Below are 25,335 nucleotides of genomic sequence, written 5' to 3'. Positions count from 1 at the left end.
TGCCAGCAGTGATAATTCATCATTTGAAGTTTTAGACTTCTGGATGTCTAAATGTCCAAAAAAGATGTCATACCTGTCCTGCTCCGGCAAACGAGAAAATTTCACGGGTGTTGAAAAAAATTCATCTTCACAGCGCGACGGCGGTTTCGCTGCTGGCAAAGGCGAACTTTTCATCCTCCCAGCCGGTGATCCCCCCGAGCATGATTTTGACCGGCAGCCCGAGGCGCGCCAGCTTCAGCGCGGCTCTGTCCGCGCCGTTACAGTGCGGCCCTGCGCAGTAAACGACGAACAGCGTGCCTTCAGGCCATTGGGCCATGCGCTCGGCGGTCATCTGGTTCCGCGGCAGGTGCAGTGCGCCAGGCACGTGACGGCGGGCAAACTGCTCCGGGCTGCCCACCACGTGCAGCAACACGAAGTCCTGCTCATTATTTGCGATGGCGTGGTGCACATCCGCACAGTCGGTTTCAACGCTCAGGCGGCGCAGAAAATGGGTAACGGATTCCTGCGGCTCGGCAGCCGGAAATTCAGTAACATAGCTCATGATTCTTCCTCATCTTTGGCGTTTGTGTTAACACTACTCTATCCACAAATTCAGCCCATGAATGCGTTCGCTTATGCCAGAAAACAGCAAAAAGATGACAAACTTAAGACAAATTGCCCGCCCGCAGGTGGTCGTGCTGGCGTATGACGGTCTGTGTACCTTTGAGTTTGGCGTAGCGGTGGAGATCTTCGGCCTGCCGCGTCCCGAGCTTGGTGATGAATGGTATCGTTTTGCGGTGGCGAGCGTGGACAGCGGTGAACTTCGGGCAATTGGCGGGATCCGCATCGTTACCGATGGTGATTTAAGCCTGCTTGCGTCTGCGGACCTGATTGTGGTTCCCGGCTGGCGGGGGCTGGATTCACCGGTTCCGGACGCGCTCTGCGAGGCACTACGCCAGGCCAGCGCGCGAGGATGCCGGCTGCTCTCCATCTGTTCGGGGGTATTTGTGCTGGCCGCTACGGGGCTGCTGAACGGCCGCAAAGCCACAACCCACTGGCGCTACATCGACGCGCTTAAAGCCCGTTATCCAGACATCGACGTGGTTGAGGATGTGCTCTACCAGGACGAAGGCGATATTCTGACGTCCGCGGGCAGCGCGGCGGGAATCGATCTCTGTCTGCACGTTGTGCGGCGGGATTATGGCATGGAAACCGCCAACAGCGTGGCGCGTCGGCTGGTCATTCCCCCTCACCGGGATGGTTCACAGCCACAACAGCTGAGCCGCCCGGTAGCCCAGCTGCGGGAAAGCCAGCGTCTCGGCCAGCTGTTTGACTTTCTGCACACGCATCTTATCGAGGCGCACAGCGTCGACTCCCTGGCGCGTCGGGTCGGAATGAGCCAGCGCACCTTCCTTCGTCGCTTCGAGGCGGCAACGGGGACGACGCCCGCACGCTGGTTAATCAATGAACGCCTGCTGAGAGCAAAAGATTATCTGGAAAGCAGCCGGTTGAGCATCGACAGCATCGCTGAACAGACCGGGTTTGGTCAGGCGTCGACACTGCGTCATCATTTTCGCCAGCAGTTCGCGCTTTCCCCGGCTCAGTATCGCAAACAATTTTCACGTCCGGGTACTGCCCGCTAACGGTTGAGGGTTCCCCACAAAATAATGCCTGCACGGACGCCCCCCTCTCCCTTGAGGGAGAGGGCTGGGGTGAGGGGGAACATACGGCTGTGGTGGTCATTCCGTTCACTTTATGTTCCTTGCTATTCTTTAACGACATAACCTGTGAACGTGCCAGGGTGGCTCAATCGCCACCACCCTGGCGACCCGGGCTCCCGGCGGTAAATCGCCGCTTCGCGGTGCCCTCAGCTTATTCCTTCAGGCTATCGGGTCGGGCATGAGCCTGCATCCCTGCAGGCCACGCCCTCTCGGCGCATCCCTGCGCCTCGCCCCGGCCTTATGGAAACGCTTCGGCGATTTACAGCCGGACCAGGGCATCGCTGTAAGTCTGTCATTATTCTGAAGACAGTCTTATTGCTTCAGAATACACGTTTACAAAGGGGCCCCTCTCCGCTAAGAGGAAGATTCATTTTTTAATTTTCGTAATACGGAGCACCTGATGGTCACTACACACGTTTTTATCGCGGTTAGTCTTGATGGCTACATCGCCCGACAGAATGACGATATCGACTGGCTGCTGCAGCGCGACGATCCCACAGAAGATCATGGCTATGAGGCGTTCATCGCGGACAAAGAGTGGATCGTGATGGGCCGGGGTAGCTATGAAAAGGTACTGACCTTTGACGCATGGCCTTACGATCGGCCCGTGCTGGTACTCTCCCGACAGCTGGCCGGTACGACCGTGCCGGAGGCGCTGAAGGGAAAAGTGCAGTTCTCTTGCCGCACGCCAAAGGAGGTGCTGGACGATCTCGCTGCGCAGAACGTTCATCGGGTCTATCTCGATGGCGGACAGGTGATCCAGTCGTTCCTGCGCGAAGGACTGGTGGCCGATATGGTGATCACGACCGTTCCTGTCCTGCTCGGAGCGGGAAAACCGCTGTTCGGAACCCTTCCTCAGGATATTGATTTAACGCTTGTATCAAGCCGCAGTTTCCCTTCGGGTCTGGTGCAGTCACATTATCGGCTGAGGCCATAAAACCATCGCGACGGCCTGCGCAAAAAAAAACCGCCAATAACTGGCGGTAAATGCTTGCATGGATAGATTTGTGTTTTGGTCTCTACGTCCCGACACTCCGTGGCCGGGCTGCGGATCCCTTACAACCTAACACCTGTTGTCTTAACGAACGCTAAACAACCTTATTAACCTGCATGAGTATTGATCTGCAAATAACGCAGAAGCCCCTGCTCAGCGCTCTGTTTTGCGTCGTCATTAAGGGCTTCAAGATAAAAGGAACGGGCGACACCATAAGGTGCTTTTTCAGAGGGATACACCGCAAACTGGAATGTTTTTCCTCTTGCCTGATGAGTACAATCTAATTCCCAGCGCCGATCGTTTATTTTTTTGCTGGAGCAGGCAACGCCACCATAATCGCTGGTTAAATAGGAACCCACGCGAATTTCCGCAGAACGAATATATTCTGGTTCGTCATTACCTGCATAACGAATCCCTGCAGCGGTCACAACAGCAACCGCCAGAAGCGCAAGCGCTATTATTTTTTTCATTTAGAAATGACCTGTTCCTTAGCCAGAGACTTACTATTATATAAGGTTTATCCTTAATGCAAATATCTAATTGAGGTCCAGAAATGGTACTTTACAAAGCGTCATGGTTTTTTTAGGAAATATCTTAACCGTAATTCCGAACCCACATTATTTGACATTTTCTTTTCGCTAATTTTAATTTTTGAATAATAACCCTAAAAAATAATCGACATGATTATCCCGCATTCTTTTTCAGCGGTGAATCCATGATTAAAAAAGGGTTATCTTTCGTCATGCTTATCTGTGCGCTGTTTTCCGGCCAGCTTATGGCCGGGCACAAAGGACACGAGTATTTATGGGTCAAGAATGTGGCGCATCAGCTTCGTCATGAAGCCGACAGCGATGAGTTGCGAAGCGCTGCGGAAGAGTCGGCGGAGGGTTTGCGCGAGCACCACCTGTGGCAGAAGTCGCGCAAACCGGACACGCACGTTCGGTAATTAGCTGCCCTTGCGTTTCGGCAGCGTTTTCATCAGATCGTCCGGACTGACGGACGCCACGATGCTGCCGGGCTGCGGCATTTTGAAGATGTGGTTTTTCATCTTACCAATCACATGCATTTCACAAGGACGGCAGTCGAACTTGAGGGTCAGAACCTCATCGCCGTTTACCAGCTGCATGGGGGTGGCCTTCCAGCTCTTAATGTTCCCTTTCGCCTGCTTAGGACACAGGTTAAACGCAAAGCGCAGGCAGTGCTTGGTGATCATCACCGGCACATCGCCCTTCTCTTCATGCGCTTCATAGGCTGCGTCGATCAGCTGCACGCCGTGGCGATGATAGAATTCACGCGCCTTATGGTTATAGACGTTGGCGAGGAAGGATAAATGGGTGTCCGGGTAGACTGGCGCAGGTACGGTTTCCGCTTTACGGCTTCCGCGCGGATACTGCGCCAGGCGCGCGGCATCCAGCATCTCTGCCGTTTCGCGGCGGAACTGGTTAAGCAGGCTGTTCGGCACGAACAGCGCGTCCGGCAGCGCCACGTCGATCGCACGCGCGTAGTAGATCGTCTGGCCCAGCTTCGCCACGCCATCCTTCAGGCTGTTAAGCGCTTTTTCGGCATTGTTTGCCACCTCGAAATGACCATCGAGCGTATGCGTCACGCTGATGCCATCTTCGCAGGTCATGGTCAGAATCAGCTGCTCTTCCCAGCCGCCCAGCTCAATATCCACGGCGATACGGCGTTCGCTGGAGGTTTTAAGCAGCGCCTGCTGCCAGTTATGATCGAGATTACGGTTAAGCGCCGCGTTCGGCCGCGCCTTGTAGAGATCGGCGGGCATTTCATTCGGCCAGACGCGGTAGCGGTTCTCGCCGGTTTTCTCGACCGTATTGGCACGGAAGCCTACGACCTCACGCTTAATCATCACGTTAAGGCCATCTCCGTTCGCCAGCGGTTCCGTCACTTCGACATCAAGGTGATCTTTCGCCACTTTCAGCACTTCGCCCACCGGTAAACCGATAAACTTCGGTGAGTCAAACGCGCCGATATCCCCTTTACGGGCATTCACAAAATAGTCCGTGCTGCCGCGGTGGAACGTTTTGTCCGTCGACGGAATAAAGAAATGTTCGGTGCGACCGGCCGACGCGCGCGCCAGGTCACCGCGATCTTCGATGATGGCGTCCAGCATCTGGCGATAGTGCGCGGTGATGTTCTTCACGTAGCTCATATCTTTGTAGCGCCCTTCAATCTTGAAGGAACGCACGCCCGCGTCGATCAGCGCGCCCAGGTTGGCCGTCTGATCGTTATCCTTCATGGAGAGCAGGTGTTTTTCGAACGCCACGACGCGGCCCCGATCGTCTTTCAGGGTATACGGCAGGCGGCAGGCCTGAGAACAGTCGCCGCGGTTGGCGCTGCGGCCCGTCTGCGCGTGGGAAATATTGCACTGACCGGAGTAAGCCACGCACAGCGCGCCGTGGATAAAGAATTCGATCGTCGCGTCTGTCGCCTGGTGAATATCGCGGATCTGATTCAGGTTCAGCTCGCGCGCCAGAACGATCTGCGAAAAGCCGACGTCGGAGAGAAACTTGGCCTTCTCGACCGTGCGGATATCGCACTGGGTACTGGCATGCAGTTCAATGGGCGGAATATCCAGCTCAAGCACGCCCATATCCTGAACGATCAGGGCATCAATGCCGGCCTGGTAGAGATCGGTAATCAGACGTTGTGCAGGCTCCAGCTCATCATCATGAAGAATGGTGTTCAGGGTCACGAACACTTTCGCCCCGAAACGGTGGGCGAACGGCACCAGTTCTGCAATATCGCTCAGGCTGTTGCTGGCGTTATGGCGGGCACCGAAGCCCGGGCCGCCAATGTAGACGGCATCAGCGCCGTGAAGGATCGCTTCACGGGCAATGGCGGCGTCGCGGGCCGGGCTTAAAAGTTCAAGATGATGGGATTGCAGGCGCATACTTCGTCGTTATCCGTTATGGTCAAAATGGCGGCTATTGTAGTCAGAAGTATGCGTCAGCGAAACAGTTTTGCGTAGCGTCAGCGGGGATAATGAATCAGGGAGTGAAAATGCACCGTCCGGTCGCTGCTGTTGCGGTAGGCGTGCGGTTTATCGCCGGCGAAACGGACGCCCGAATTGGCAGAAATCGTCTGCCACGTGTCGTCAATCTTCATCTCCAGCTCGCCGCTGACCACCACCACATGTTCGATCACCCCGGCCTCATGCGGCGTGGACTCACTCAGCGCGCCGGGTGCCAGCGTGATGGAGAAATAATCAAACCCGAGCGTCTCGTCCCACGGAAAAAGCGGTTTGACCACCATCGCCTGCTGCTGCGGGTCAAACACCGCCTGCCGGTCCGCCTCTGGCGTGATGAACGCGGAAAACGGCACGTTCAGCCCGGTGGCAATTTTCCACAGCGTCGACACCGTCGGGCTGGATTCATTGCGCTCGATTTGCCCCAGCATCGCTTTTGACACGCCGGTCTCGTCCGCGAGCTTCGATAAACTCCAGCCGCGCGTCTGGCGCAGCGTTTTCAGCGTTGTTGCAAGGTGTAGTGTGATGTCCATAGTCCCTCCTGATGGCGATCAGCATACCACTTGTACGCTATAGCGCACAGTGTTACCTTATATCGGACGTTATAACGCACAACGGAGTTTTCATGCGCCCTTCCTCTCACCTTGTTCCAGTCGCCCTGGCTGGTTTTGTCGCCGTGCTGGTCGGTTACGCCAGCTCGGCCGCCATCATCTGGCAGGCCGCCGCGGCGGCTGGTGCCAGCGCACAGCAGATCGCAGGCTGGATGACCGCGCTGGGGATTGGGATGGGCGTCAGCACGCTGGCGCTTTCCTGGTGGTACAAAGCGCCGGTGCTGACCGCCTGGTCAACGCCCGGCGCGGCGCTGCTCGCCACCAGCCTGCACGGCGTAACGCTGCCGGAAACGATCGGCGTGTTCATCTTTGCTAACGCGCTCATTTTACTTTGCGGCATCACCGGGCTCTTCGCCCGTCTGATGAGGCTGATCCCCCATTCGCTTGCTGCCGCCATGCTGGCAGGCGTGTTGCTGCAGTTTGGCCTGCACGCGTTTGCGCACCTTGAGGGTCACTTTCTGCTGTGCGGCAGCATGATTGCCGCGTGGCTGATCGCAAAAGCGCTGGCACCGCGCTACGCCATCGTGGTCACGCTGCTGGTCGGCGGTATCGTGGCATGGGCGGGCGGTGACGTTGTCACTGACAAGGTTACCCTATCTCTGATAATGCCTGAATTTATTGCGCCTACGTTCACCTTCACCAGCCTGGTGAGTATTGGCGTGCCCTTCTTCCTGGTGACTATGGCCTCACAAAACGCGCCGGGGTTCGCCACGATGAAAGCCTCCGGTTATCCGCTGGCGGTCTCGCCGCTCATCATCTTTACGGGAGCGCTGGCGCTGTTGTTATCCCCTTTTGGCGTCTTTTCTGTCTGCATCGCGGCCATTACTGCCGCCATTTGTCAAAGCCCGGATGCGCATCCGGATGCCGGTAAACGCTGGCTGGCGGCCATCGCAGCCGGAGGATTTTATCTGCTGGCGGGGATTTTCGGCGGCTCGATTACCGGGCTGATGGCCGCTCTGCCGCTCAGCTGGATCCAGACGCTCGCCGGTCTGGCGCTGCTGGGCACCATCAGCGGGAGTTTATATCAGGCACTGAGCCAGGAGGCGGAGCGCGACGCGGCCATCGTCACGTTCCTGATGACCGCGAGCGGCGTCACGATCCTGGGCATCGGTTCGGCATTCTGGGGGCTGGTGCTGGGCGGCGTATGCTATGCCCTGTTTTCACGCGCTCGCCGCGCGTAGCTGCGAAGGCGTCATGCCCGTCGCGCTGCGAAAGCGGTTGCTGAAGTGGCTGGCGGAGTTAAACCCGCAGGCAAGGGCGATGTCCGTTAGCGGCGTCGCCGTGTTCTGCACCAGCGCCTTCGCTTTTTCCATTCGCCTCTGCATCACGTACTGATGCGGCGCCAGCCCCGTCGACTGGCGGAACATGCGGGCAAAATGGTATTCGCTGAGGGCGGCCTGCGCCGCCAGTTCAGCCAGCGTCAGAGGCTGGCCCAGGTTCTCTTCGATAAAGGCCAGCACGTTACGCAGTACGAATGGCGATAGCCCGCCGGTGACGACCGGCAGCTTCCACTGAACGTTAGAGTAGTTTTGCAGCAGGTGGGTCAGGAGCAGCGTAGAGGCCGTGCTCAGGGTGAGCTGGTTGGCGTGCTGCTGCCAGTCGCAGCCGAGCAAAAACTGGCGATACAGCGCGGTGATTTTCGGATCGCTACCAAAAATGCGCTCGTCGAGCGTCAGCGAAAGCGGGCGCTTGTCCCAGATCTTTTCCCCCACGTCGCGCAGGTGTTCATCGGTGCAGTAGAGGTGCACAAACGACAGGTCATCACGGATATCCCACGTCGATTCGCTCTCTTTTGGCATCAAGCAGAAACGGTCCGGCCCCCCGCCGTTCTTCCAGCCGCCCGGCGTTTTTTGGTAGCTTTCGTAGCCGTCCGCCACGTACAGGCTCAGGGTATGGTGGTTACTTTTTACCGTTATCGTATCGTGCTTGTTGTACCACGCTGCCAGCTGAATGCCCGAATTCAGCGAGACGGTTTCCCGCAGGACCGCATTCTGTTGGCAAAGCGTTTCAAAGGTATCGTAAGCGTGAGACATGACCGTAAGCGCGTGATTGACTGGAATATCAGTCTAAGAAGAGTTGTCTCCCGTTGCCAGCCCCCGGGAAAGAAAAAAGCGCAAGATTTTGCAAGTCGACCGCAAGCCGGTGAAAGCCCCTGACCGATCTCAGCGGCATACTGCGGGCTTCCGTGGTTTGAGAAGAGAAAAATATGAACGCATTATTATACGGACTGGTGGTGGTCATCTGGGGAACCACCTGGATTGCGATTTTCCTGCAGCAAGGTCCCGTAGCGGCGCCCGTCTCTATTTTCTGGCGTTTCGCCGTCGCCAGCCTCACGATGATGGTGGTGTTAATCGCCCTGCGCCGCCTGCGCAAGCTGGCGCTGCGGGATCACCTCTTTTGTATGCTCCAGGGATGCTGCGTTTTCTGCTTTAACTTCTGGTGTTTTTACGCCGCAGCCTCGCACATCAACACCGGGCTGGAATCGGTGATCTTCTCCATGGCCGTACTCTATAACGCCATTAACAGCTTTATCTTCTTCGGGCAGCGCCCGCCCGCGCGTTTCTGGACGGCGGCGGCACTGGGCCTGACTGGGATCGTCACCCTCTTCTGGGACGATCTGCTGGCCAGCGGCTGGAGCGCGTCGCTCCTGACCGGGATTGGTCTCTCCGCGCTCGGCACCTACGGCTTCTCGCTGGGCAATATGATCAGCATGCGTCACCAGCGCAAAGGCCTTGAAACCATGACCACCAACGCCTGGGCGATGCTCTACGGCACCCTGGTAATGGGCTGCATTGCCCTGTTCAGAGGCGACAGCTTCGCGCCAGAGTGGACCATCAGCTACATTGGCGCGCTGCTCTATCTGGCCGTGTTTGGTTCGGTGATTGCCTTTGGCGCCTACTTCACGCTGGTGGGACGTATCGGTCCGGGCAAAGCGGCCTACAGTACGCTGCTCTTCCCGCTGGTGGCGCTGACGATCTCAACGGTGTATGAAGGCTACGTCTGGCATATCAACGGTATCGTGGGGTTATTGCTGATTCTGGGGGGAAATATGGTGATGTTTACCAAACCAGAAACCTGGTTCAGACGCTTACGAATGGCGTAAATAAAAAGGCCTGCATTAAGCAGGCCGTTTTATTTTATTTCGCGGTCTTTTTCACATCAAACATGGTGGCGTCCGTCGCCATGTCATCAACTACCTGCTTCAGCGTCGCAAAGGTCATCGGCGTACTTTCGTTGTTCAGATCTTTACCTTCGCCTTTACGCACCACCTTCATGACCGGTTTGTTGGTGGCCGCATCGATCAGTTCGCCTTCAAAGAAGAGATGCGTATCCATGGTGCGATGCCCGGTTGCCATCTGCGTACCTGCTACAACCAGCGCGACCGGCACCACTTCATAGAACTGCAGACCTTCTTTCTGCGAACTCACCCCGGTAATTGCACCGCGGAAAATCAGGCTGTGTTTACCCGGCGTGGTCACGACTGGCTTACGGGTACCAATAGCGGTTTTCATTTTGTTATTGGTGTAATTCAGCAGCTCATCAAGCGTTTTTTGACCAATTTGAGTGGTCGGTTTAGGCGCAGGATAATAAGTAATCGGCGTCCAGAGAATACTGTCGTAATTAGCTTCGTTATAAGAAGGATCAACCCAACGCAGCGTTGGTTTACCCGTCGCAGACGTCGTCTGCTGCAAGCCTGAATAGTCTTTCAAAAAGCCAGAATATTGTTCGGGAGCCGCGACTTTTGAAGAACAGCCCGCCAACGCCAACAGACCAGTAAGCACTGCAACTTTAAAAAAAGTTTGAGTACGCATGATAGTTTTCCATGTTATCTGCAAGTATGCATTTGAAGTTATAGCAAAAGACCGACGGGTTTGTTGTGACAAAAAATGATGCGGAGAGCACAAATTGCGAAAAGACTGCCCGGAAGCGTGCCGGGCAGTGAAAAATTACTGATTTATATCCAGTTGCCAGAACAGATGTTTGCCAAACGGGTCAATTTCATAGCCCGTCACCTCCTTGCGCACCGGTTCGAAAATGGTTGAATGCGCAATCATCACCGCCGGCATTTGATCATGCATCATTTGCTGAGCCTCTTTATACAGCGCCACGCGTTTATCGCGATCGGTGGTTGATTTTGCTTCCGCAATAATGTTATCGAAGGGCTTATAGCACCATTTCGCCGAATTTGAGCCACCGTTTGCCGAGGTACAGGTAAATAGCGGACCAAAAAAATTGTCGGGATCGCCCGTTGCGGTCGTCCAGCCCATCAGCGCGGCCTGATGCTCTCCGCCCTTCACGCGTTTCAGATATTCGCCCCACTCATAGGTGACGATTTTGGTCTGTACGCCGATTTTCGCCCAGTCGGCCTGAATCATCTCCGCCATGCGTTTCGCATTCGGATTGTACGGACGCTGCACCGGCATCGCCCACAGGTCGACGCTCACGCCGTTGGCAAAACCGGCCTCTTTCAGCAGCGCTTTCGCCTTTTGAGGATCGTAATCGTAATCCTTAAGCTCGCTGTCTGCGCTCCAGACGCCCGGCGGCAGCAGGTTCTTTGCCGCAGTGCCGGTGCCGTGGAAAACCGCATCAATAATGGCCGGCTTATTGATGGCCATCGCCAGCGCCTGACGGACTTTTACGTTATCCAGTGGCGGCTTTTGGGTATTGAACGCCAGAAAGCCGGTATTCAGTCCGGCTTTGCTCATCAGGTTGATGTCTTTGTTCGCCTTCATGCGCGGCAGGTCCGCCGGGTTCGGGAACGGCATCACCTGACACTCGTTCTTCTCAATTTTGGCAAACCGCACGGAGGCATCCGGGGTGATGCTAAACACCAGCCGATCCAGCTTCGATTTCCCCTGCCAGTAGTCGTCGAACGCCGTAAACAGGATCCGCGAATCCTTCTGATACTGCGCCAGCTTAAACGGCCCGGTGCCTATAGGCTCCATATCCACCTTCTCCGGCGTGCCCGCTTTGAGCATCGCGTCGGCATATTCCGCGGACAGGATAGAGGCAAAATACCATGCCAGATCGGCGACAAACGGCGCTTCCGGGTGCGCCAGGGTAAAGCGCACGGTGTGGTCATCAACTTTATCAATGCCGGTAATCAGGCTGCCAAACTCCAGACTTTCGAAGTTGGAATAGCTGCCGTTAGAGACGTTGTGATACGGATGATTCACGTCTTTCTGGCGCATAAACGAGAAAATCACGTCGTCGGCGTTAAAGTCGCGGGTCGGCGTGAAGGATTTATTGCTCTGGAATTTGACGCCCTTACGCAGATGGAAGGTGTAAACCTTGCCGTCGTCGCTCACCTCCCAGCGCTCCGCCAGGCTTGGCACCAGCTCCGTGGTGCCGGGTTTGAAATCAACCAGCCGGTTATAGACCGGCACGGCGCTGGCGTCCACGCTGGTTCCCGAGGTGTATAGCTGAGGATTAAAGTTTTCCGGCGATCCCTCGGAGCAATACACCAGCGTTTTCGCGGCGACGGTGGAACTGACCGTGAGTGCAGCAAGCGCCAGCGTTATAGTTGTGAGTTTGCTTTTCATCATTTATTCCTGTCTTTTTAATTCGACGGCTAATTAATTCTTTTGCCATTTCATAAATAACATTAAAGTGATGTGGCAAACACCTGAAAAATAAATAAGGAATAAATCACTATGGGCTCGCCGCTTTCCAGACAATTAACGCACCGTTTTTTCCGCTATCTCGCGATCACCAGCCAGAGCGATCCCAAAGTCAAAACCCTGCCCTCAACGCCGGGCCAGCACGACATGGCACGGGAGCTGGCGCAGGAGCTGGCACAGCTGGGGTTAGACGATATTGTTATTGATGAATTCGCCACGGTAACGGCGGTAAAAAAAGGCAACGTGCCCGGCGCGCCGCGCATCGGCTTTATTACCCATATTGATACCGTGGACGTGGGATTATCACCGGATATTCATCCACAAATATTAACGTTTACCGGTGAAGATCTCTGTCTGAATAAAGAGAAAGACATCTGGCTGCGGGTTAACGAGCATCCTGAAATTCTGGCGTATCCGAATGAGGAGATTATTTTCAGCGACGGAACCAGCGTATTGGGCGCGGATAATAAATCGGCGGTCACGGTGGTCATGACGGTGCTGGAAAACCTGACGGCGGAACATCAGCACGGGGATATCGTCGTGGCGTTTGTGCCTGACGAAGAGATCGGCCTGAACGGTGCAAAAGCGCTGGACCTTAAGCGCTTTGACGTCGACTTCGCCTGGACCATCGACTGCTGCGAGCTGGGGGAAATTGTCTACGAGAACTTTAATGCGGCAGCCGCTGAGATCCGCTTTACCGGCGTAACGGCGCACCCGATGTCCGCCAAAGGCGTGCTGGTGAATCCCCTGCTGATGGCGACTGACTACATCAACCATTTTGACCGCCAGCAAACGCCGGAGTGCACCGAGGGGCGTGAGGGCTATATCTGGTTTAACGGCATGCAGGCCGGCCAGAACGAGGCCATTCTTAAGGCCAATATCCGCGACTTTGACAAGGACAACTTTGCTGCCCGCAAGCAGCAGATTGCCGACGTTGCCGCGCTGATTGCCGCCCAGTATCCAACGGCCAGGGTGGACTATCGCATTGAAGATACCTACAGCAATATCAGCAATGCGATTGGTGAAGACAGGCGCGCCATCGATCTGATGTTCGAGGCAATGGAATCACTCGGCATCACGCCGAAGCCGACGCCCATGCGCGGCGGTACCGACGGCGCGGCGCTCTCGGCAAAAGGGCTGCTCACGCCGAACTTCTTCACCGGCGCGCATAACTTCCACTCGAAGTTTGAATTCCTGCCGCTGTCGTCGTTCGAGGCGTCTTACAACACCGCCCTGCAGATCTGCCTGCTTGCTGCCCGCTAAGCGGGCTTGCGCGCCAGCATCGTGGCAAAGCGCAGCTTGATGCGGTTGCCGTTTTCGTCGGTGCGGTGCAGTTCGCCAACGTCTTCGTTGTATTTGAGCAACTCCCAGCCTTCGTAGTAGTTGCTCAGCTCACCGCTTTTGAACGCAAACGGGAAGCCGACGGTGCACGGGTAATCCGCCGTGTCCATCGCGGCAACAATCAGGTTGTAGCCGCCGGGCCTGGTGCAGCGCTGCATGTTGGCGATAAGTCCCGGGATGGTTTTTGACTCCAGGAACATCAGCACCACGGTGGAGAGAATGAAATCGTACTCGCCGTCAAAACTGAGGTTGTTGAGATCTTTAATCGCCGTGTGGAGGTTATCGATCCCTTCTTCCGCCTTAATGCGCTCGATATTCTCGATGCTCATCGGGTTCTTGTCCCATGCGGTCACCTCGTAACCGTTGGCCGCCAGATAAAGGCTGTTGCGGCCGTTGCCGCAGCCCAGATCCAGCGTTTTGCCCGGTTTAATCTGTGCCGCACTGAACAGCACCTCTGAATGGGTGCGGGTTAAGCCATATTTCTCTGTGAAGTAATTCTCATCAACGGTCATTATTTTTTCCTGAGCCTGCATAAGTTTAAAGTGCATCCTGAATGCCATTTTAAGGCGTTTACCGTCTGGTTTCCAGCCGCTCGAAAACCGAAAAATTTGCTACGTTTAGTTGAGACGCTTATCAGAGACCAAAAGATGAAAAAATATCGCCTTAGCGACGAAACCCGCCTCTGGCAATGGAAAAACGGCGAAACTACCCGCTCCGTCACGCTGCGGCAGATTATCGCGACAGTGGATTTTAACGACGTGACGGTCGGCACGAAAGGCGGCTGGGTTGACGATGAGCGCGCCCTCGCGCAGGACGGCGACTGTTGGATCTACGACGAAAACAGCGTGGTGTTCGCCGGTGCCGTCGTGTCCGGCAACGCGCGCCTTACCCTGCCGTGCATCGTTAGCCACGATGCGCATATCAGCGGCAGCTGCTGGCTGGACGGCGCGGAGGTCAGCCACGGGGCGCGAATAAGTGACAACGTCACCATTCAGCACTCCTGCGTGCGGGGCGAATGCCATCTCTACGGCGATGCCCGCATTCTGCACAACAGCGTTATCATCGCCGCCAAAGGTCTGACGCCGGACCATGACCAGATCCTGCAAATCTACGATAAGGCGACCGTCAGCCAGTCGCGCATTGTGCATCAGGCGCAAATCTACGGCGAGGCGATGGTGAATTTTGCCTTTGTTGAGCACCGCGCCGAAATATTCGACAACGCTATCCTCGAAGGTAACGACTTAAATAACGTCTGGGTCTGCGACTGCGCAAAGGTCTATGGCAACGCCCGCGTGATTGCCGGTTATGACGACGATGCTATTCCGACGGTGCGCTACAGCTCTCAGATTGCGGAGAATGCCGTGGTGGAAGGAAACTGCGTCATCAAGCACCACGTTCTGATTGGCGGTCAGGCATGGCTGCGCGGCGGACCGATCATGCTGGACGATAAGGTGGTGATCCAGGGACGCGCGCGGATCAGCGGAGATGTGCTCATTGAGCACCGGGTTGAAATCACAGATGATGCGGTCATTGAAGCCTTTGCCGGGGAGAGCATTCACCTGCGCGGCGAAAAGGTGATTAACGGCGACCAGCGCATCACCCGCACCCCGCTGCTGGGAGCGTTATAGGGCGTAGATCTTCCCGTAGATGTTCACATCGTCAAAGCGGCCATTCAGGTATTCCGCTTCCCGCAGGCACCCTTCCAGCGTAAAACCGTTACGCACGGCAACGCTGTTGCTGTGCTGATTCGCCACCCGACACTTGATCACAAAACGGCGGATCTCCCCGCGTTCGACGTAGTAGCGCACAAACGCCTGCAGTGACCGGGAGAGAATGCCCTGCCCCTGATGGCCTTCATCCAGCCAGTAGCCGATGTACCCGGCCTTGTTGGCTGGTTCAATCGTATTGAACGACAGCACGCCGACCAGTTCATCACTCTTGAATATCAAAAACATTTTGGCGTAGCCGCGCTGGTGCAGCATCTGGTTACTTTGCACGTTGCGGCGGGTATCGTCCTCGCTGCCCACGTGCTGCGCCCAGTCAAAGGCGGTTTGCAGAAAGGTTTTGTTTTTGACGACGAGATTATGCAGATCGGCGGCGTAGCGCTCTTCGACGGCGCGAAGCTCGAGAGCGTCAGATACCGGGATAATTTCGGATTTTGCTGCGGTCATTGCCCCTCACCCTAACCCTCTCCCAAAGGGAGAGGGAATCGATCGTTAACGCATTATCCGGTCGTCAACGTAGTTACGTTTATCCGGCGCTGGCGGGAAATACTGGTACAGCCAGGTTTCACTGATGGCATCGCCCTGGCAGCGCAGGAACAGGCGCATATCCACCGGCTCCGTCGAATCCGAGGTTGGGTACCAGTCAAACAGGATGCGATAGCCGTCAAACGGCTCAACGTAGAGGATCTCAACCTGCTTCGCTTCACCGCTGGAGAGCGTAATCACCGGTTCGATGCCTTTTGGCGCAGCGGCCTTGAGGTCGCCACCGACGAAGTCGATAGCAAAGCGACGGGCCCACACTTTCGGGTAATTTTCGCCCGGTGCCCAGCCTTCCGGGAAGCCGCCCATGCCGGTACGGGTGGCGAAGACGTTGGCCAGCGGAGAACGCACCGGCGGCATTGCGCTCCAGTACAGACGATATTTAAAGTCCAGCTCGTCGCCCGCCTTCACCGCTTTTTCCGGCTGCCAGAAGCAGACCACGTTATCCAGCGTTTCGCCGGTGGTCGGGATCTCCATCAGGCCAACCGCGCCTTTACCCCAGTCGTTACGCGGTTCAACCCACAGGCTCGGGCGTTTGTTATACCAGCCCATCACGTCCTGATAGTGCGAGAAATCGCGGTCAAGCTGCAGCAGGCCGAACCCTTTCGGGTTTTTGTCCATATAGGCGTTAAACTGCAGCTTCTGCGGGTTGTTCAGCGGACGACAGATCCACTCCCCGTTGCCGCGCCACATTGCCAGGCGGTCGGAGTCATGAATTTGCGGGTGAATGGTGTCACACATGCGGCGTTCGTTATTGCCGCAGCTGAACATGCTGGTCATCGGCGCGATGCCGAGCTGCTTGATGTCCTTCCGCGCGTAGAGATGGTTTTCCACCTCCATAATCACCTGGCTCTTCTCGCAGTGGATCACGAATTTATAGGCGCCGGTGATGCTCGGGCTGTCCAGCAGCGTGTAGACGGTAAAAGTCGTGTCGCCGGGCTTGACGGTTTCAAACCAGAAGGCGGTAAAGTCCGGGAACTCTTCCGGCGTGTCGGTAAAGGTGTCTACCGCCAGACCGCGCGCGGAAAGGCCGTACTGGTAGGTGTCATCTACCGCGCGGAAATAGCTCGCGCCCAGGAAAGAGACAATATCGCGACGCGCCAGCTCAGGCGCCTTAAAGGCGCGGAATCCCGCAAAGCCGAGATCGCTTTGCCCTTCAAGCTGCTTGGTATCCACACCCGTTTCGCCGTAGCTGAACAGCTCCGGACGGAAGTGGATCTCGCGCGCCATAGAGGTCGACTGGTCCAGCGAGAACATCCGCACGCGGCGGCGGAACCCCATCCCCATATGGAAGAACTGCACGTCCAGCTGACGCCCTTCAATGTTGTTCCACAGTGACTGTTTTTCATCGTAGCGGATGGCGTTGTACGCCTGCGGCGTCATGGTTGCCAGCGTGTCCGGCAGCGGACGCGGCGCGCCACCCCACGGGGTTTTCGCCAGGTCATGCGCCATGGATTGCAGTACGGAGAAGTCGAAACGACGGCTCTGGCCGTCAGCAATGTCAGAGTCGGCAGCGTATGCCGCTTTGGAAAACAGGGAAGCAAGGCCAGATGTGCCGCTCAGGGCTGCCACTGCCAGCGAGCCTTTTAGAAAACGTCTGCGATTCATGCCTGGAAAAACGTCCTTATGGTCGTGTGAATGTGTTTCGCGCTCGGCGAAATGACGGCAAGAAAGAACGCACAGCCTAAACAAAAATGGTTAAGAATCCAATTGTTGGCCGGTGATTATATGAACAAAGTGAGAAATATTTTCTGTCGACCAGAACGGCCCGAAAGTGGTGTAAAAAACAGTAAATACACAAAATCATTCATGCTGGATCAAGGCGGCAAGTCTGAGAATCACCAGGAGCTTACTTAAGTAAGTGACTGGGGTGAACAGACGTAGCCAACGCAGAGGCAGCTTGAAGGATGAAGTGTATTAAAAATGCCCCGGCGCGACATCGTTCGCCGGGGCTAATGAGGCGGTTATTTTACGCTGACATCGATACCCGGGAAGTACTTATCAGCGAGTTTAGCGATCGTGCCGTCGGCACGTACTTTATCAATCGCGGCATCAAGCTGCTTTTTGGTGGCCTCGTCGCCCTTACGCAACCCAAAGCCGATCCCGCTGCCGAGGATAGTGTCGTCAGACACCGGTTTGCCGATGAAGCCAAACCCTTTCCCCTGCGGCTTGCTGAGGAAACCTGCCTGCCCGGCCGCGGACATGACCAGCGAGGCGTCGATACGGCCATTCAGCAGATCGCCCCAGGCCATATTCTGATCTTTATAAGACACCACGGTGACACCCTGCTTTTCCCAGTGCTCTTTGGCATAGGTTTCCTGGATGGATCCCTGCAGCACGCCGATGGTTTTCCCCTTCAGCCCTTCTGGGGTTGCCTCAACCGCCGTACCTGCCTTGCCGACCAGCTGCGACGGAATACGGTAGATCGGTTGGGTAAAATCAATGCTCTTGCGGCGCTGCTCGGTGATGTTCATCGCCGAGTTGATGGCGTCAAATTTCTTCGCCACCAGGCCCGGGATCAGCGCATCAAAGGAGGTTTCAACCCAGCTGCACTTCAGCGCTGCCGCTTTGCAGATGGCATTCCCCAGCTCAACGTCAAACCCTTCCAGTTCGCCCGCCGCATTGCGGCTCTCAAACGGCGGATATTCCGCTTCCAGACCGTAACGCAGCTCGGTGGCCGCGAAGGAAGAAAAAGTACACAGCAATCCCATGCCGACAACTAACGCGCGTAATTTCATCTCATACTCCTCAGCGTGGTTTAACCCGACACAGGGCCTGGGCACCTGCCCGTAACGTCGCCTCATCTTTCGCAAAAGAGAGACGAATCAATTTATTATCCGTACCGTCCGCATAAAACGCCGACAGCGGAATGGTGGCAACGCCGTACTCAACGATCAGCCGTTTCACCAGCTCGCTGTCGCGCTCGTCGCTGAACTGGCTGTAGTCCGCCAGCATGAAGAACGATCCGGCGCTCGGCAGCAGGGTAAACGGCGAATCGGCCAGCAGGCTGTGCAGCAGATCGCGCTTGCGCTGGTAAAACGCCGACAGCGACAGCCAGGTTTGCGGGTCGAGCATGTGCTCAGCAAACGCGTGCTGCATTGGCGTATCGGCAGAAAACATTAAAAATTGATGCACTTTACAAATCTCGTCCATCAGTACCGCCGGTGCAACACAGTAACCCACGCGCCACCCGGTGACGTGATAGGTTTTTCCGAAAGAGGAAATAATCACGCTGCGCTCCGCCAGCTGCGGGTGCGTGGCCATCCCGTGATGCGGCTCGCCGTCAAAAACGACGTGTTCGTACACTTCGTCAGACAAAATAATGATGTCGGTATTGCGCGTCAGCGCCGCCAGCTGCTGCAGGTCACTGGCGGAGAAGACTTGACCGCTCGGGTTGTGCGGCGTGTTGATGATGATCATGCGCGTGCGCGGGGTGATCGCAGCGCGAACCTCATCCCAGTTGACGGCAAAATCCGGCACGGTGAGCTTGATGGCAATCGGGGTTGCCCCCTGCAGACGGACAATCGGCGCGTAGCTGTCAAAGGACGGCTCAAAGTAGATCACCTCATCGCCAGGGTGCACCAGCCCGCTAATCGCCGAATAGAGCCCTTCGCTGGCGCTGGCGGTCACCAGCACCTCGCTGGCAGGGTCGTACTGCGTGCCGTAGAGCGTGGCAATTTTATCGGCAATACGTTCCTTGAGCGGCTGTAGACCGGTCATCGACGCGTACTGGTTATGCCCTGCCTCCATTGCGCGGGTGACGCCCGCAATCAGCTTCGGGTCGCAGGAAAAATTCGGTGCGCCCTGAGAAAGGTTAATCGCGTTATGCTGCGCCGAGAGCTGGCCGATAACGGTAAAAATGGTGGTTCCCACATCCGGCAGTTTGGATCGCGTTTGCACAGGCGTTCGTAAAGTCATCCTCTTTCCCTTCTCATGGACATTGCATAACTATTCAAACAACATCTGTGCTGTCGGGACAATCGAATTGTTGTCATAATAGCCATGAGAAAAATGCATAGCTGAGGTGTTTTCTATGTCACGCCGTTCGCTCCCCCTTAATGCCATCGACGCTTTTTTAGTCACCGCGCGTCACCTCAATCTTACCCATGCCGCGGCGGAACTGTGTCTGACGCAGGGGGCCGTGAGCCGTAAGATTGCCTCCCTTGAGGCGTGGTTTGGCTTTCCGCTTTTTGAACGCCACGCGCGCGGGCTGCGCCTCTCACCGCAGGGCAGCGCCCTGCTTCCGGAGCTGCAGTCCGCTTTCGAGCAGCTGCTGTCCGTGGCCGACCAGGCCCGCAGCCAGCACACGGTGATCCGGCTAAAGGCCCCCACCTGCGCCATGCGCTGGCTGGTGCCGCGCCTGCTGGAGGTGGAGCGCGAGCATCCGGATCTGCAGATCGCGCTGACCACCACCACCGATCACAACGTCAATTTCAAAACCGAATCTTACGACGCGGCCATCGTGTTCGGCACGCACATGAGCGCAGGCGATCTGCTGTTCGAAGAGGCGCTCACGCCGGTGTTCAGCCCGGTGCGGGCGGGTGCTGCGCTGGGTTCGCTGACGTTTCTGCACCCGACAAGGGACAAGACAGACTGGTCGCTGTGGCTGACGAAACAGGAAGGTCCGGGCTTTGCCATGCATAAAAATCAACACTTCGATACGATGGATCTCGCCATTACGGCCGCCATTCAGGGGCTCGGCGTCGCCATCGCCGACGAAACGCTGGTGGCAGAAGATATTCACGCGGGAAGGCTGGTACGGCCCTATGAGACAAGCATAAAAACCGGCGCAAGCTACCGGCTGGTGCTGCGCGAAACGCCAGGGGAGGAAAATGGACTGGCGGCGTTTCGCGCCTGTTTGCTTAATCGAGGCTGACGTGGTGCTTCATCACCCGCTTGAAGAGGCTCATGCGGGCGCGCATAAAGCGGTTTTCAAGCCTGAAAGCTGCATGTTTATTCACGCCAATGCGTAACAGAACGTCCCGCCCTTTACGGCACGCGGGCCAGTGCGTCGGCCCGGGCAGGATCTCGCGACGACCCGCGTCACGCGCAAAACTCACCCAGTAATCCGCCACCTGGGCAGCAAACTGCAGATCTCGCTCATTGACGTACTGACGTGAAGGCTCTACCTGACCGAGCGTATCGAAGACGTAGGGAACTTCGTTGCCGTGCCAGGCGCCGTTGATGTACGTGCCATGTTCCGCCTCTGCGACATAGTCAAACCAGTAACGCCAGCACAATCCGCCGACGCGCTGCTGGGCCTGCATCACCACGTAGCCCATCGTGGTAAACGCCATGTCGCGACACACCTGCCTGCCCAGCTCTTCATCGCCCTTCACGCCCGGGTAGAGCAGCTTAATCAGCCCCAGCCCGAAGCGGCGCTCCCGGCGAAGCTTCTGGATTTGTCCGGCGAGATCGATGCCAAACACCGCCATCACGCTGGCTTCATCGCTGTTGGAGCCAATCATCACCGGCACCGGATGCTGACGGGCGGCGAAAAAGACGTCAAGCATGGCTTCCGGCAGAACACAGTCTCCTGCGATAGGCGCCGGAGCGACGTTCAGCGGCGCGGTGAGCGGCCAGAACGCCTCGGGCGGAATGGCGCGCAGCTGCCCGGCGGTCGCATTTTCCAGCCCGAAATGGGCGGCCAGCGCTTCCCCTTTTTGCAGCGCCTGCTCGCGCGGCGTGTCCGGTAAGGTGTATCCGCTTTGCACAATCGCCTTGTGGAACAATCCTGCTGCCAGCGGAGAGGCCAGCAGCGAGAGCACGCTCCGCGCGCCAGCGGATTCGCCAAACAGGGTCACATTGGCGGGATCGCCGCCAAACCCGGCGATGTTATCCCGCACCCATTCGAGCGCGGCGATCTGATCCAGCAGGGCAAAATTATGCACCACGCGCCCTTCCTCACCTTCCAGCGCGGGATGGGCGAAAAAGCCGAGATGGCCGAGACGGTAGTTGATCGTGACCACAACCACGCCGCGCGTGGCCAGCGCTTTGCCGTTATACGGCGGCAGGCCTCCGGCACCAATCGTAAACCCGCCTCCGTGCAGCCAGACCATAACCGGAAGCGGCTCGGCCCGCTCTGCGGGAGACCAGACGTTAAGGTAGAGGCAATCTTCGGAAAACTGGCCCGGATCGCCGCCGCCGAGCTCCTGACAATACTCGCTGCTTTGCCAGCTTGAGGGCGAAAATGCCGTGGCCTCGCGCAGCCCATCCCAGCGTTCAGGCGGCCGGGGCGAGCGCCAGCGCCACTCCCCCACGGGCGGCGCGGCGTAGGGAATACCGCACCAGACGTGGACGTTTTCATCGGTTAAACCAGACAGTGCGCCCTGGCGCGTTTCAACCACAGGGGCGGAAGGATTTTGCATAACGACCTTATTGTTTCCATCACACCCCTGCAGAGTAACGATTTCAGAGCAAACCGCAACGCTGTTTGCTGCGCGTTTCAGCCTCCTGATAGAGCGTAAACTCGTCATACACCGGGCATCCCAGCGCGTCTTCAAACGCATCGCGGCTGGCGTTACCGTGGCTGCGGGCCTGGGTTTCGTTTCCTAGATTGGACTGGAAAATCCCCGCAGCGCTGACCGGGAGGAAATCTTCGTAGGTGATCGGCTGGGCAACCACCCATCCGCGCTCAATCAGCGGCTGCGGATCGTCGCCCGGACGAAACGCATGCCGATGCGCTTCCCCGGCTGGCGTCAGGCGGTAGCGGAAATAAGCCAGCTCCTGACGGCGCATGAGCATTTCGCTGTCCGGGAAGGCGCTAAAGATCTCCCGCAGATGCAGCTGATGGGTCAGGTTATCTTTACCGGTACCGGCCTGGGCGAGGAGGCTATCGTACAGTTCACGGCCTTTCGGGGTCAGCGCCACGCCGCGCTGTTCAATCTCACCGAAGCGCGCGGTGTGGGTGCCTTTATGTTCACCGGCAAACAGCACCGGCTCTTCCAGCGCCTTGAAGCTGGTTTGACGCAATAAGACGGGCACCTCGCGACGCGGCGGCCCTTCGATTAGAATTTTTGGCTCGATACCGTACTTCGGCATCAGCTCCTGCACCCGGTCAATGTCCAGCGTGCGCGGCGTGAGGTGGTTAATGTGGCAGCCCGGGAAGCAGACCACGTCGGCAATCAGACGGTGCTCGTTGTGCAGCGCCAGATAGGTTTCCTGATCGACCGTCGCATGGCGGTGCCAGCGGAAGGTTTCTAACGCTTCCTGCACAAATTCGTGCGCCTGTGCGTCAGTAAACTGCCCTTCCGACTCGTGGAGGTCGAGCAGTTCCAGGCAGCGCGGGGTGAAGATGTTGCGGTGAGACAGGATCTCCGCGGCCCGCTCGCGCAGCACGACGTTTTCAATCAGCTCAAGACGCAGCAGCGAGGTAAAGATACGAAACGGATTCCGGCACAGCGCCGCATCCTCTATCGGACGAAACGCCGTTGAGTGGACGGGCACCCCCGCCTGAGAGAGATCGTAATAGCTGACCGGGTACATACCCATAATGGCAAACATACGGCGCAGGGTTGAAAGTTCCTGTGCCGTGCCGACGCGGATCGCCCCGTGACGCTCCACGTTCAGGCGTGCAAGCTCATCGGCGTTAGCCAGTTGTTCATGTAATAGTGGATTATTTTCCAGAACCGCCAGGTTTACGTCCGCAACCAGTTCAAGCAAGGTGCCGTACTGCGGAACTTCCTGCTGGTACATCGCCGACATAGCCTGCGAAAAGTGTTCCCGAATGTCATCAGCCGTGATGGTGTTCGCCATGATGTCATGCCTCCAGTGAATATTACCTGGAGTGTAGAGAAACCCGTTCCTTCCGGGGGGAAGAATTTCTGAATTGTGATCTTAAGACGACAGTGGTCAAACCGTGTGCTATCAGGCCCCTGAACAGCGCCGAACGGAACCGCCCTTTCAGCCTGAACGCTTTTATCCAGGATTTTCCTTATAATTATTTAGGGTTCCGCTTTCTATCTATAAAGGAGTATTTTTTGGCTCTCTTCTGAGTGCAAATTAACCAATTCGAGTACGCCATTATTTTTATCCTCTTCTTTCAAATTTTTAGCTCGAAGTTAGGATTAATCTGAATGGTTGTTTACAAGTCCTTCCTGTCTATCCATATTTCCCTTTTAAGCGAAGCGCAAATTTACAAATATTTAAAAATAACGCAACCGCAAATAGCAAAACGCATTTGACGGATGACGCACAGCGACTAGAGTTATTACTCGAACGACGAGTGATACGGAATATTTTCGTATCGTACTGACATAACCAATATATGACTATGAGGTTTAATATGGCAGAGCATCGTGGTGGTTCCGGTAATTTCGCTGAAGACCGTGAAAAAGCATCAGAAGCTGGACGTAAAGGTGGCCAGCATAGCGGTGGGAACTTTAAAAACGATCCGCAACGCGCTTCTGAAGCGGGTAAGAAAGGAGGACAGAACAGTCACGGCGGAGGCCGTAAATCTGATAACTCCTGATCTTATTTAATACTCTTTTAATAAAACCAGAGAGCATGCTGCGGGCTGAAAAGCTCGCAGTACTCTTTCCTTATTTTACCGGAGCGTAATTATTATGAATATGAAAAGCGTCGAGGATGTCTTTATTCATCTTCTCTCGGATACCTACAGCGCAGAAAAGCAGCTTACCCGAGCGTTAAGCAAACTTGCCCGCGCCGCCTCCAGCGAGAAGCTGAGCGCCGCTTTTACCGCACACCTTGAGGAGACACAGGGTCAGATCGAACGTATCGACCAGATCGTTGAGCAGGAAGACGGTATCAAGCTTAAGCGCATGAAGTGCGTGGCGATGGAAGGCTTAATTGAAGAAGCCAACGAAGTCATCGAAATCACGGAAAAAAATGAAGTACGTGATGCCGCACTTATTGCCGCCGCGCAAAAAGTCGAACATTACGAAATTGCCAGCTACGGTACCCTTGCAACACTAGCTGAACAACTGGGCTATAAAAAAGCCGTTAAGCTTCTTGCCGAAACGCTGGAAGAAGAAAAAGAGACCGACCTTAAACTCACCGATCTGGCCGTAGGAAATATTAACCAAAAAGCGCAGAAATGACGCAATAATACAGGTTAAATAAAATGAGCATCAGTCCCAGGACAATTAAACGGTGCCATTTAGCGGCAGCCATAATATGGTTCATTCTCGCCATCCCTTCCGTAATATGGTGGAAGAACAGCGTGCTATGGGTCATTATCATCAGCATTTACGCCAATATTGTTGGCCATTTATCTGGCTACAGTGCCGCGCGTGCCGATCAGGCTGCTGAAAGTGAGACCAAATAAGCGAACCCCTAATGAGGATACAATGATGAATCACGTAGAACACTACCATGACTGGCTACGCGATGCCCATGCGATGGAAAAGCAAGCCGAATCTATGCTGGAATCCATGGCCAGCCGTATCGATAATTATCCTGATGTTCGCGCCAGAATTGAGCAGCATATTAATGAGACAAAACGGCAAATTACATTGCTGGAAGAAATCCTCGACCGTAATGATATTTCTCGTTCGGTTTTAAAAGATTCGATGAGCAAAATGGCGGCGCTCGGCCAGTCCATCGGCGGCATGTTCCCGTCTGATGAGATCGTGAAGGGTTCGATCAGCGGCTATGTTTTCGAACAGTTTGAAATAGCCTGTTATACCTCCCTGCTCGCTGCGGCGAAGAAAGCAGGCGACACGGCCTCGGTACCTGCCATCGAGACGATTCTGGCGGAAGAACGCGAAATGGCCGACTGGCTGATTCGCCATATTCCGCAGACCACGGAACAGTTCCTGCTGCGTTCAGACGCATCGGGCGTCGAAGCAAAAAAATAA

General features: G+C 56.0%; 26 protein-coding genes. 12 read left to right on the top strand and 14 right to left on the bottom strand.

The features are described from left to right. Positions 1-127 precede the first annotated feature (127 nt). Positions 128-541 (bottom strand): rhodanese-like domain-containing protein, encoded by a 414-nt coding sequence (locus tag USF70_RS06700; RefSeq protein WP_210867197.1) that lies wholly within the window; start codon positions 539-541, stop codon positions 128-130. Between the two features lie 73 nt (positions 542-614). Here USF70_RS06700 and ftrA point away from each other — a divergent pair, with 73 nt between their 5' ends. Both ftrA and USF70_RS06690 read left to right on the top strand, forming a co-directional pair. Continuing rightward, positions 615-1,622 carry a transcriptional regulator FtrA gene (gene ftrA, locus USF70_RS06695; protein WP_210867198.1) on the top strand — a complete coding sequence of 336 codons (1,008 nt, stop codon included), beginning with the start codon at positions 615-617 and terminating at the stop codon, positions 1,620-1,622. Positions 1,623-2,100: 478 nt separating this feature from the next. After that, a complete protein-coding gene (locus USF70_RS06690) occupies positions 2,101-2,637 on the top strand; it encodes a dihydrofolate reductase family protein (protein ID WP_167819208.1) in 537 nt (178 codons plus the stop codon). Positions 2,638-2,801: 164 nt separating this feature from the next. Here the strand turns inward: USF70_RS06690 and USF70_RS06685 are convergent, their stop codons facing one another. After that, positions 2,802-3,164 carry a hypothetical protein gene (locus USF70_RS06685; RefSeq protein ID WP_320735434.1) on the bottom strand — a complete coding sequence of 121 codons (363 nt, stop codon included), beginning with the start codon at positions 3,162-3,164 and terminating at the stop codon, positions 2,802-2,804. 245 nt (positions 3,165-3,409) lie between these two features. On the opposite strand from USF70_RS06685, the gene USF70_RS06680 reads away from it, so the two are divergent. After that, positions 3,410-3,640 (top strand): DUF2554 family protein, encoded by a 231-nt coding sequence (locus USF70_RS06680; RefSeq protein WP_039262502.1) that lies wholly within the window; start codon positions 3,410-3,412, stop codon positions 3,638-3,640. Here the strand turns inward: USF70_RS06680 and USF70_RS06675 are convergent, their stop codons facing one another. After that, the gene (locus USF70_RS06675; RefSeq protein WP_039262504.1) at positions 3,641-5,605 is read right to left on the bottom strand and encodes a peptidase U32 family protein; all 1,965 of its coding nucleotides are present in this window, start codon (positions 5,603-5,605) and stop codon (positions 3,641-3,643) included. It abuts the gene before it with no gap. An 80-nt stretch (positions 5,606-5,685) separates the two neighbouring features. Then, complete coding sequence (locus tag USF70_RS06670) at positions 5,686-6,213, bottom strand: XRE family transcriptional regulator (protein ID WP_320735433.1); 528 nt, start codon at positions 6,211-6,213, stop codon at positions 5,686-5,688. A gap of 92 nt (positions 6,214-6,305) precedes the next feature. Here USF70_RS06670 and USF70_RS06665 point away from each other — a divergent pair, with 92 nt between their 5' ends. Beyond that, positions 6,306-7,472 (top strand): benzoate/H(+) symporter BenE family transporter, encoded by a 1,167-nt coding sequence (locus tag USF70_RS06665; RefSeq protein ID WP_320735432.1) that lies wholly within the window; start codon positions 6,306-6,308, stop codon positions 7,470-7,472. Here the strand turns inward: USF70_RS06665 and USF70_RS06660 are convergent. Further along, positions 7,452-8,324, bottom strand: coding sequence for a helix-turn-helix transcriptional regulator (locus tag USF70_RS06660; protein WP_032657103.1), 873 nt, complete (start codon positions 8,322-8,324; stop codon positions 7,452-7,454). The two genes, USF70_RS06665 and USF70_RS06660, sit on opposite strands and share 21 nt — an antisense overlap. Before the next feature lie 173 nt (positions 8,325-8,497). Here USF70_RS06660 and USF70_RS06655 point away from each other — a divergent pair, with 173 nt between their 5' ends. Continuing rightward, positions 8,498-9,394 carry a DMT family transporter gene (locus tag USF70_RS06655; protein WP_045888391.1) on the top strand — a complete coding sequence of 299 codons (897 nt, stop codon included), beginning with the start codon at positions 8,498-8,500 and terminating at the stop codon, positions 9,392-9,394. Between the two features lie 34 nt (positions 9,395-9,428). Here USF70_RS06655 and USF70_RS06650 read toward each other — a convergent pair whose 3' ends face one another. Further along, positions 9,429-10,103 carry a DUF3313 domain-containing protein gene (locus USF70_RS06650; protein ID WP_033145514.1) on the bottom strand — a complete coding sequence of 225 codons (675 nt, stop codon included), beginning with the start codon at positions 10,101-10,103 and terminating at the stop codon, positions 9,429-9,431. Positions 10,104-10,238: 135 nt separating this feature from the next. Continuing rightward, on the bottom strand, positions 10,239-11,834 hold the full coding sequence (locus tag USF70_RS06645) for an ABC transporter substrate-binding protein (protein WP_167819219.1): 1,596 nt from the start codon (positions 11,832-11,834) through the stop codon (positions 10,239-10,241). Between the two features lie 111 nt (positions 11,835-11,945). On the opposite strand from USF70_RS06645, the gene pepT reads away from it, so the two are divergent. Further along, positions 11,946-13,175, top strand: a complete 1,230-nt coding sequence (gene pepT, locus USF70_RS06640) for a peptidase T (protein WP_320735431.1) — start codon at positions 11,946-11,948, stop codon at positions 13,173-13,175. Here pepT and tehB read toward each other — a convergent pair. Continuing rightward, positions 13,172-13,768 carry a tellurite resistance methyltransferase TehB gene (gene tehB, locus USF70_RS06635; RefSeq protein WP_120785304.1) on the bottom strand — a complete coding sequence of 199 codons (597 nt, stop codon included), beginning with the start codon at positions 13,766-13,768 and terminating at the stop codon, positions 13,172-13,174. The two genes, pepT and tehB, sit on opposite strands and share 4 nt — an antisense overlap. A 132-nt stretch (positions 13,769-13,900) precedes the next feature. Between tehB and ydcK the strand changes: the two genes are divergently transcribed. Then, positions 13,901-14,881, top strand: coding sequence for a YdcK family protein (gene ydcK / locus USF70_RS06630; protein ID WP_167819210.1), 981 nt, complete (start codon positions 13,901-13,903; stop codon positions 14,879-14,881). Here ydcK and rimL read toward each other — a convergent pair. From rimL to USF70_RS06610, 4 genes are all read right to left on the bottom strand, one after another. Further along, positions 14,876-15,424, bottom strand: a complete 549-nt coding sequence (gene rimL, locus USF70_RS06625) for a 50S ribosomal protein L7/L12-serine acetyltransferase (RefSeq protein ID WP_232937977.1) — start codon at positions 15,422-15,424, stop codon at positions 14,876-14,878. The two genes, ydcK and rimL, sit on opposite strands and share 6 nt — an antisense overlap. Positions 15,425-15,469: 45 nt before the next feature. Then, positions 15,470-17,125 (bottom strand): glucan biosynthesis protein D, encoded by a 1,656-nt coding sequence (locus tag USF70_RS06620; protein ID WP_033145508.1) that lies wholly within the window; start codon positions 17,123-17,125, stop codon positions 15,470-15,472. Between the two features lie 356 nt (positions 17,126-17,481). Further along, positions 17,482-18,255 (bottom strand): transporter substrate-binding domain-containing protein, encoded by a 774-nt coding sequence (locus tag USF70_RS06615; protein WP_025756391.1) that lies wholly within the window; start codon positions 18,253-18,255, stop codon positions 17,482-17,484. Between the two features lie 10 nt (positions 18,256-18,265). Beyond that, complete coding sequence (locus USF70_RS06610; RefSeq protein WP_232937979.1) at positions 18,266-19,435, bottom strand: pyridoxal phosphate-dependent aminotransferase; 1,170 nt, start codon at positions 19,433-19,435, stop codon at positions 18,266-18,268. A gap of 115 nt (positions 19,436-19,550) precedes the next feature. On the opposite strand from USF70_RS06610, the gene USF70_RS06605 reads away from it, so the two are divergent. Next, complete coding sequence (locus USF70_RS06605) at positions 19,551-20,393, top strand: LysR family transcriptional regulator (RefSeq protein ID WP_033145505.1); 843 nt, start codon at positions 19,551-19,553, stop codon at positions 20,391-20,393. Here USF70_RS06605 and USF70_RS06600 read toward each other — a convergent pair. Together USF70_RS06600 and USF70_RS06595 are read right to left on the bottom strand one after the other, a co-directional pair. Beyond that, on the bottom strand, positions 20,380-21,885 hold the full coding sequence (locus USF70_RS06600) for a carboxylesterase/lipase family protein (RefSeq protein WP_167819211.1): 1,506 nt from the start codon (positions 21,883-21,885) through the stop codon (positions 20,380-20,382). The genes USF70_RS06605 and USF70_RS06600 overlap by 14 nt on opposite strands. Positions 21,886-21,928: 43 nt before the next feature. After that, positions 21,929-23,272, bottom strand: coding sequence for a VOC family protein (locus USF70_RS06595; RefSeq protein ID WP_045888401.1), 1,344 nt, complete (start codon positions 23,270-23,272; stop codon positions 21,929-21,931). 529 nt (positions 23,273-23,801) lie between these two features. Between USF70_RS06595 and USF70_RS06590 the strand changes: the two genes are divergently transcribed. From USF70_RS06590 to USF70_RS06575, 4 genes are all read left to right on the top strand, one after another. Next, the gene (locus USF70_RS06590; RefSeq protein WP_004150795.1) at positions 23,802-23,987 is read left to right on the top strand and encodes a general stress protein; all 186 of its coding nucleotides are present in this window, start codon (positions 23,802-23,804) and stop codon (positions 23,985-23,987) included. A gap of 94 nt (positions 23,988-24,081) precedes the next feature. After that, entirely contained in the window at positions 24,082-24,576 is a 495-nt protein-coding gene (locus USF70_RS06585; protein WP_320735430.1) for a ferritin-like domain-containing protein, read from the top strand. Positions 24,577-24,599: 23 nt separating this feature from the next. Then, entirely contained in the window at positions 24,600-24,803 is a 204-nt protein-coding gene (locus USF70_RS06580; RefSeq protein ID WP_008502273.1) for a hypothetical protein, read from the top strand. A 25-nt stretch (positions 24,804-24,828) separates the two neighbouring features. Then, positions 24,829-25,335, top strand: coding sequence for a ferritin-like domain-containing protein (locus USF70_RS06575; RefSeq protein WP_014831871.1), 507 nt, complete (start codon positions 24,829-24,831; stop codon positions 25,333-25,335).

Source organism: Enterobacter sp. 237C8, from assembly GCF_034106865.1.
Taxonomy (GTDB): domain Bacteria; phylum Pseudomonadota; class Gammaproteobacteria; order Enterobacterales; family Enterobacteriaceae; genus Enterobacter; species Enterobacter asburiae_B.
This window is presented reverse-complemented; position numbering and strand designations above follow the sequence as displayed.

Bases quoted from the DNA above. Each gene is read 5' to 3' on its own strand.
- USF70_RS06700 (WP_210867197.1), bottom strand. From the start codon at position 541: ATGAGCTATGTTACTGAATTTCCGGCTGCCGAGCCGCAGGAATCCGTT.
- ftrA (WP_210867198.1), top strand. From the start codon at position 615: ATGCCAGAAAACAGCAAAAAGATGACAAACTTAAGACAAATTGCCCGC.
- USF70_RS06690 (WP_167819208.1), top strand. From the start codon at position 2,101: ATGGTCACTACACACGTTTTTATCGCGGTTAGTCTTGATGGCTACATC.
- USF70_RS06685 (WP_320735434.1), bottom strand. From the start codon at position 3,164: ATGAAAAAAATAATAGCGCTTGCGCTTCTGGCGGTTGCTGTTGTGACC.
- USF70_RS06680 (WP_039262502.1), top strand. From the start codon at position 3,410: ATGATTAAAAAAGGGTTATCTTTCGTCATGCTTATCTGTGCGCTGTTT.
- USF70_RS06675 (WP_039262504.1), bottom strand. From the start codon at position 5,605: ATGCGCCTGCAATCCCATCATCTTGAACTTTTAAGCCCGGCCCGCGAC.
- USF70_RS06670 (WP_320735433.1), bottom strand. From the start codon at position 6,213: ATGGACATCACACTACACCTTGCAACAACGCTGAAAACGCTGCGCCAG.
- USF70_RS06665 (WP_320735432.1), top strand. From the start codon at position 6,306: ATGCGCCCTTCCTCTCACCTTGTTCCAGTCGCCCTGGCTGGTTTTGTC.
- USF70_RS06660 (WP_032657103.1), bottom strand. From the start codon at position 8,324: ATGTCTCACGCTTACGATACCTTTGAAACGCTTTGCCAACAGAATGCG.
- USF70_RS06655 (WP_045888391.1), top strand. From the start codon at position 8,498: ATGAACGCATTATTATACGGACTGGTGGTGGTCATCTGGGGAACCACC.
- USF70_RS06650 (WP_033145514.1), bottom strand. From the start codon at position 10,103: ATGCGTACTCAAACTTTTTTTAAAGTTGCAGTGCTTACTGGTCTGTTG.
- USF70_RS06645 (WP_167819219.1), bottom strand. From the start codon at position 11,834: ATGAAAAGCAAACTCACAACTATAACGCTGGCGCTTGCTGCACTCACG.
- pepT (WP_320735431.1), top strand. From the start codon at position 11,946: ATGGGCTCGCCGCTTTCCAGACAATTAACGCACCGTTTTTTCCGCTAT.
- ydcK (WP_167819210.1), top strand. From the start codon at position 13,901: ATGAAAAAATATCGCCTTAGCGACGAAACCCGCCTCTGGCAATGGAAA.
- rimL (WP_232937977.1), bottom strand. From the start codon at position 15,424: ATGACCGCAGCAAAATCCGAAATTATCCCGGTATCTGACGCTCTCGAG.
- USF70_RS06620 (WP_033145508.1), bottom strand. From the start codon at position 17,125: ATGAATCGCAGACGTTTTCTAAAAGGCTCGCTGGCAGTGGCAGCCCTG.
- USF70_RS06615 (WP_025756391.1), bottom strand. From the start codon at position 18,255: ATGAAATTACGCGCGTTAGTTGTCGGCATGGGATTGCTGTGTACTTTT.
- USF70_RS06610 (WP_232937979.1), bottom strand. From the start codon at position 19,435: ATGACTTTACGAACGCCTGTGCAAACGCGATCCAAACTGCCGGATGTG.
- USF70_RS06605 (WP_033145505.1), top strand. From the start codon at position 19,551: ATGTCACGCCGTTCGCTCCCCCTTAATGCCATCGACGCTTTTTTAGTC.
- USF70_RS06600 (WP_167819211.1), bottom strand. From the start codon at position 21,885: ATGCAAAATCCTTCCGCCCCTGTGGTTGAAACGCGCCAGGGCGCACTG.
- USF70_RS06595 (WP_045888401.1), bottom strand. From the start codon at position 23,272: ATGGCGAACACCATCACGGCTGATGACATTCGGGAACACTTTTCGCAG.
- USF70_RS06590 (WP_004150795.1), top strand. From the start codon at position 23,802: ATGGCAGAGCATCGTGGTGGTTCCGGTAATTTCGCTGAAGACCGTGAA.
- USF70_RS06585 (WP_320735430.1), top strand. From the start codon at position 24,082: ATGAATATGAAAAGCGTCGAGGATGTCTTTATTCATCTTCTCTCGGAT.
- USF70_RS06580 (WP_008502273.1), top strand. From the start codon at position 24,600: ATGAGCATCAGTCCCAGGACAATTAAACGGTGCCATTTAGCGGCAGCC.
- USF70_RS06575 (WP_014831871.1), top strand. From the start codon at position 24,829: ATGAATCACGTAGAACACTACCATGACTGGCTACGCGATGCCCATGCG.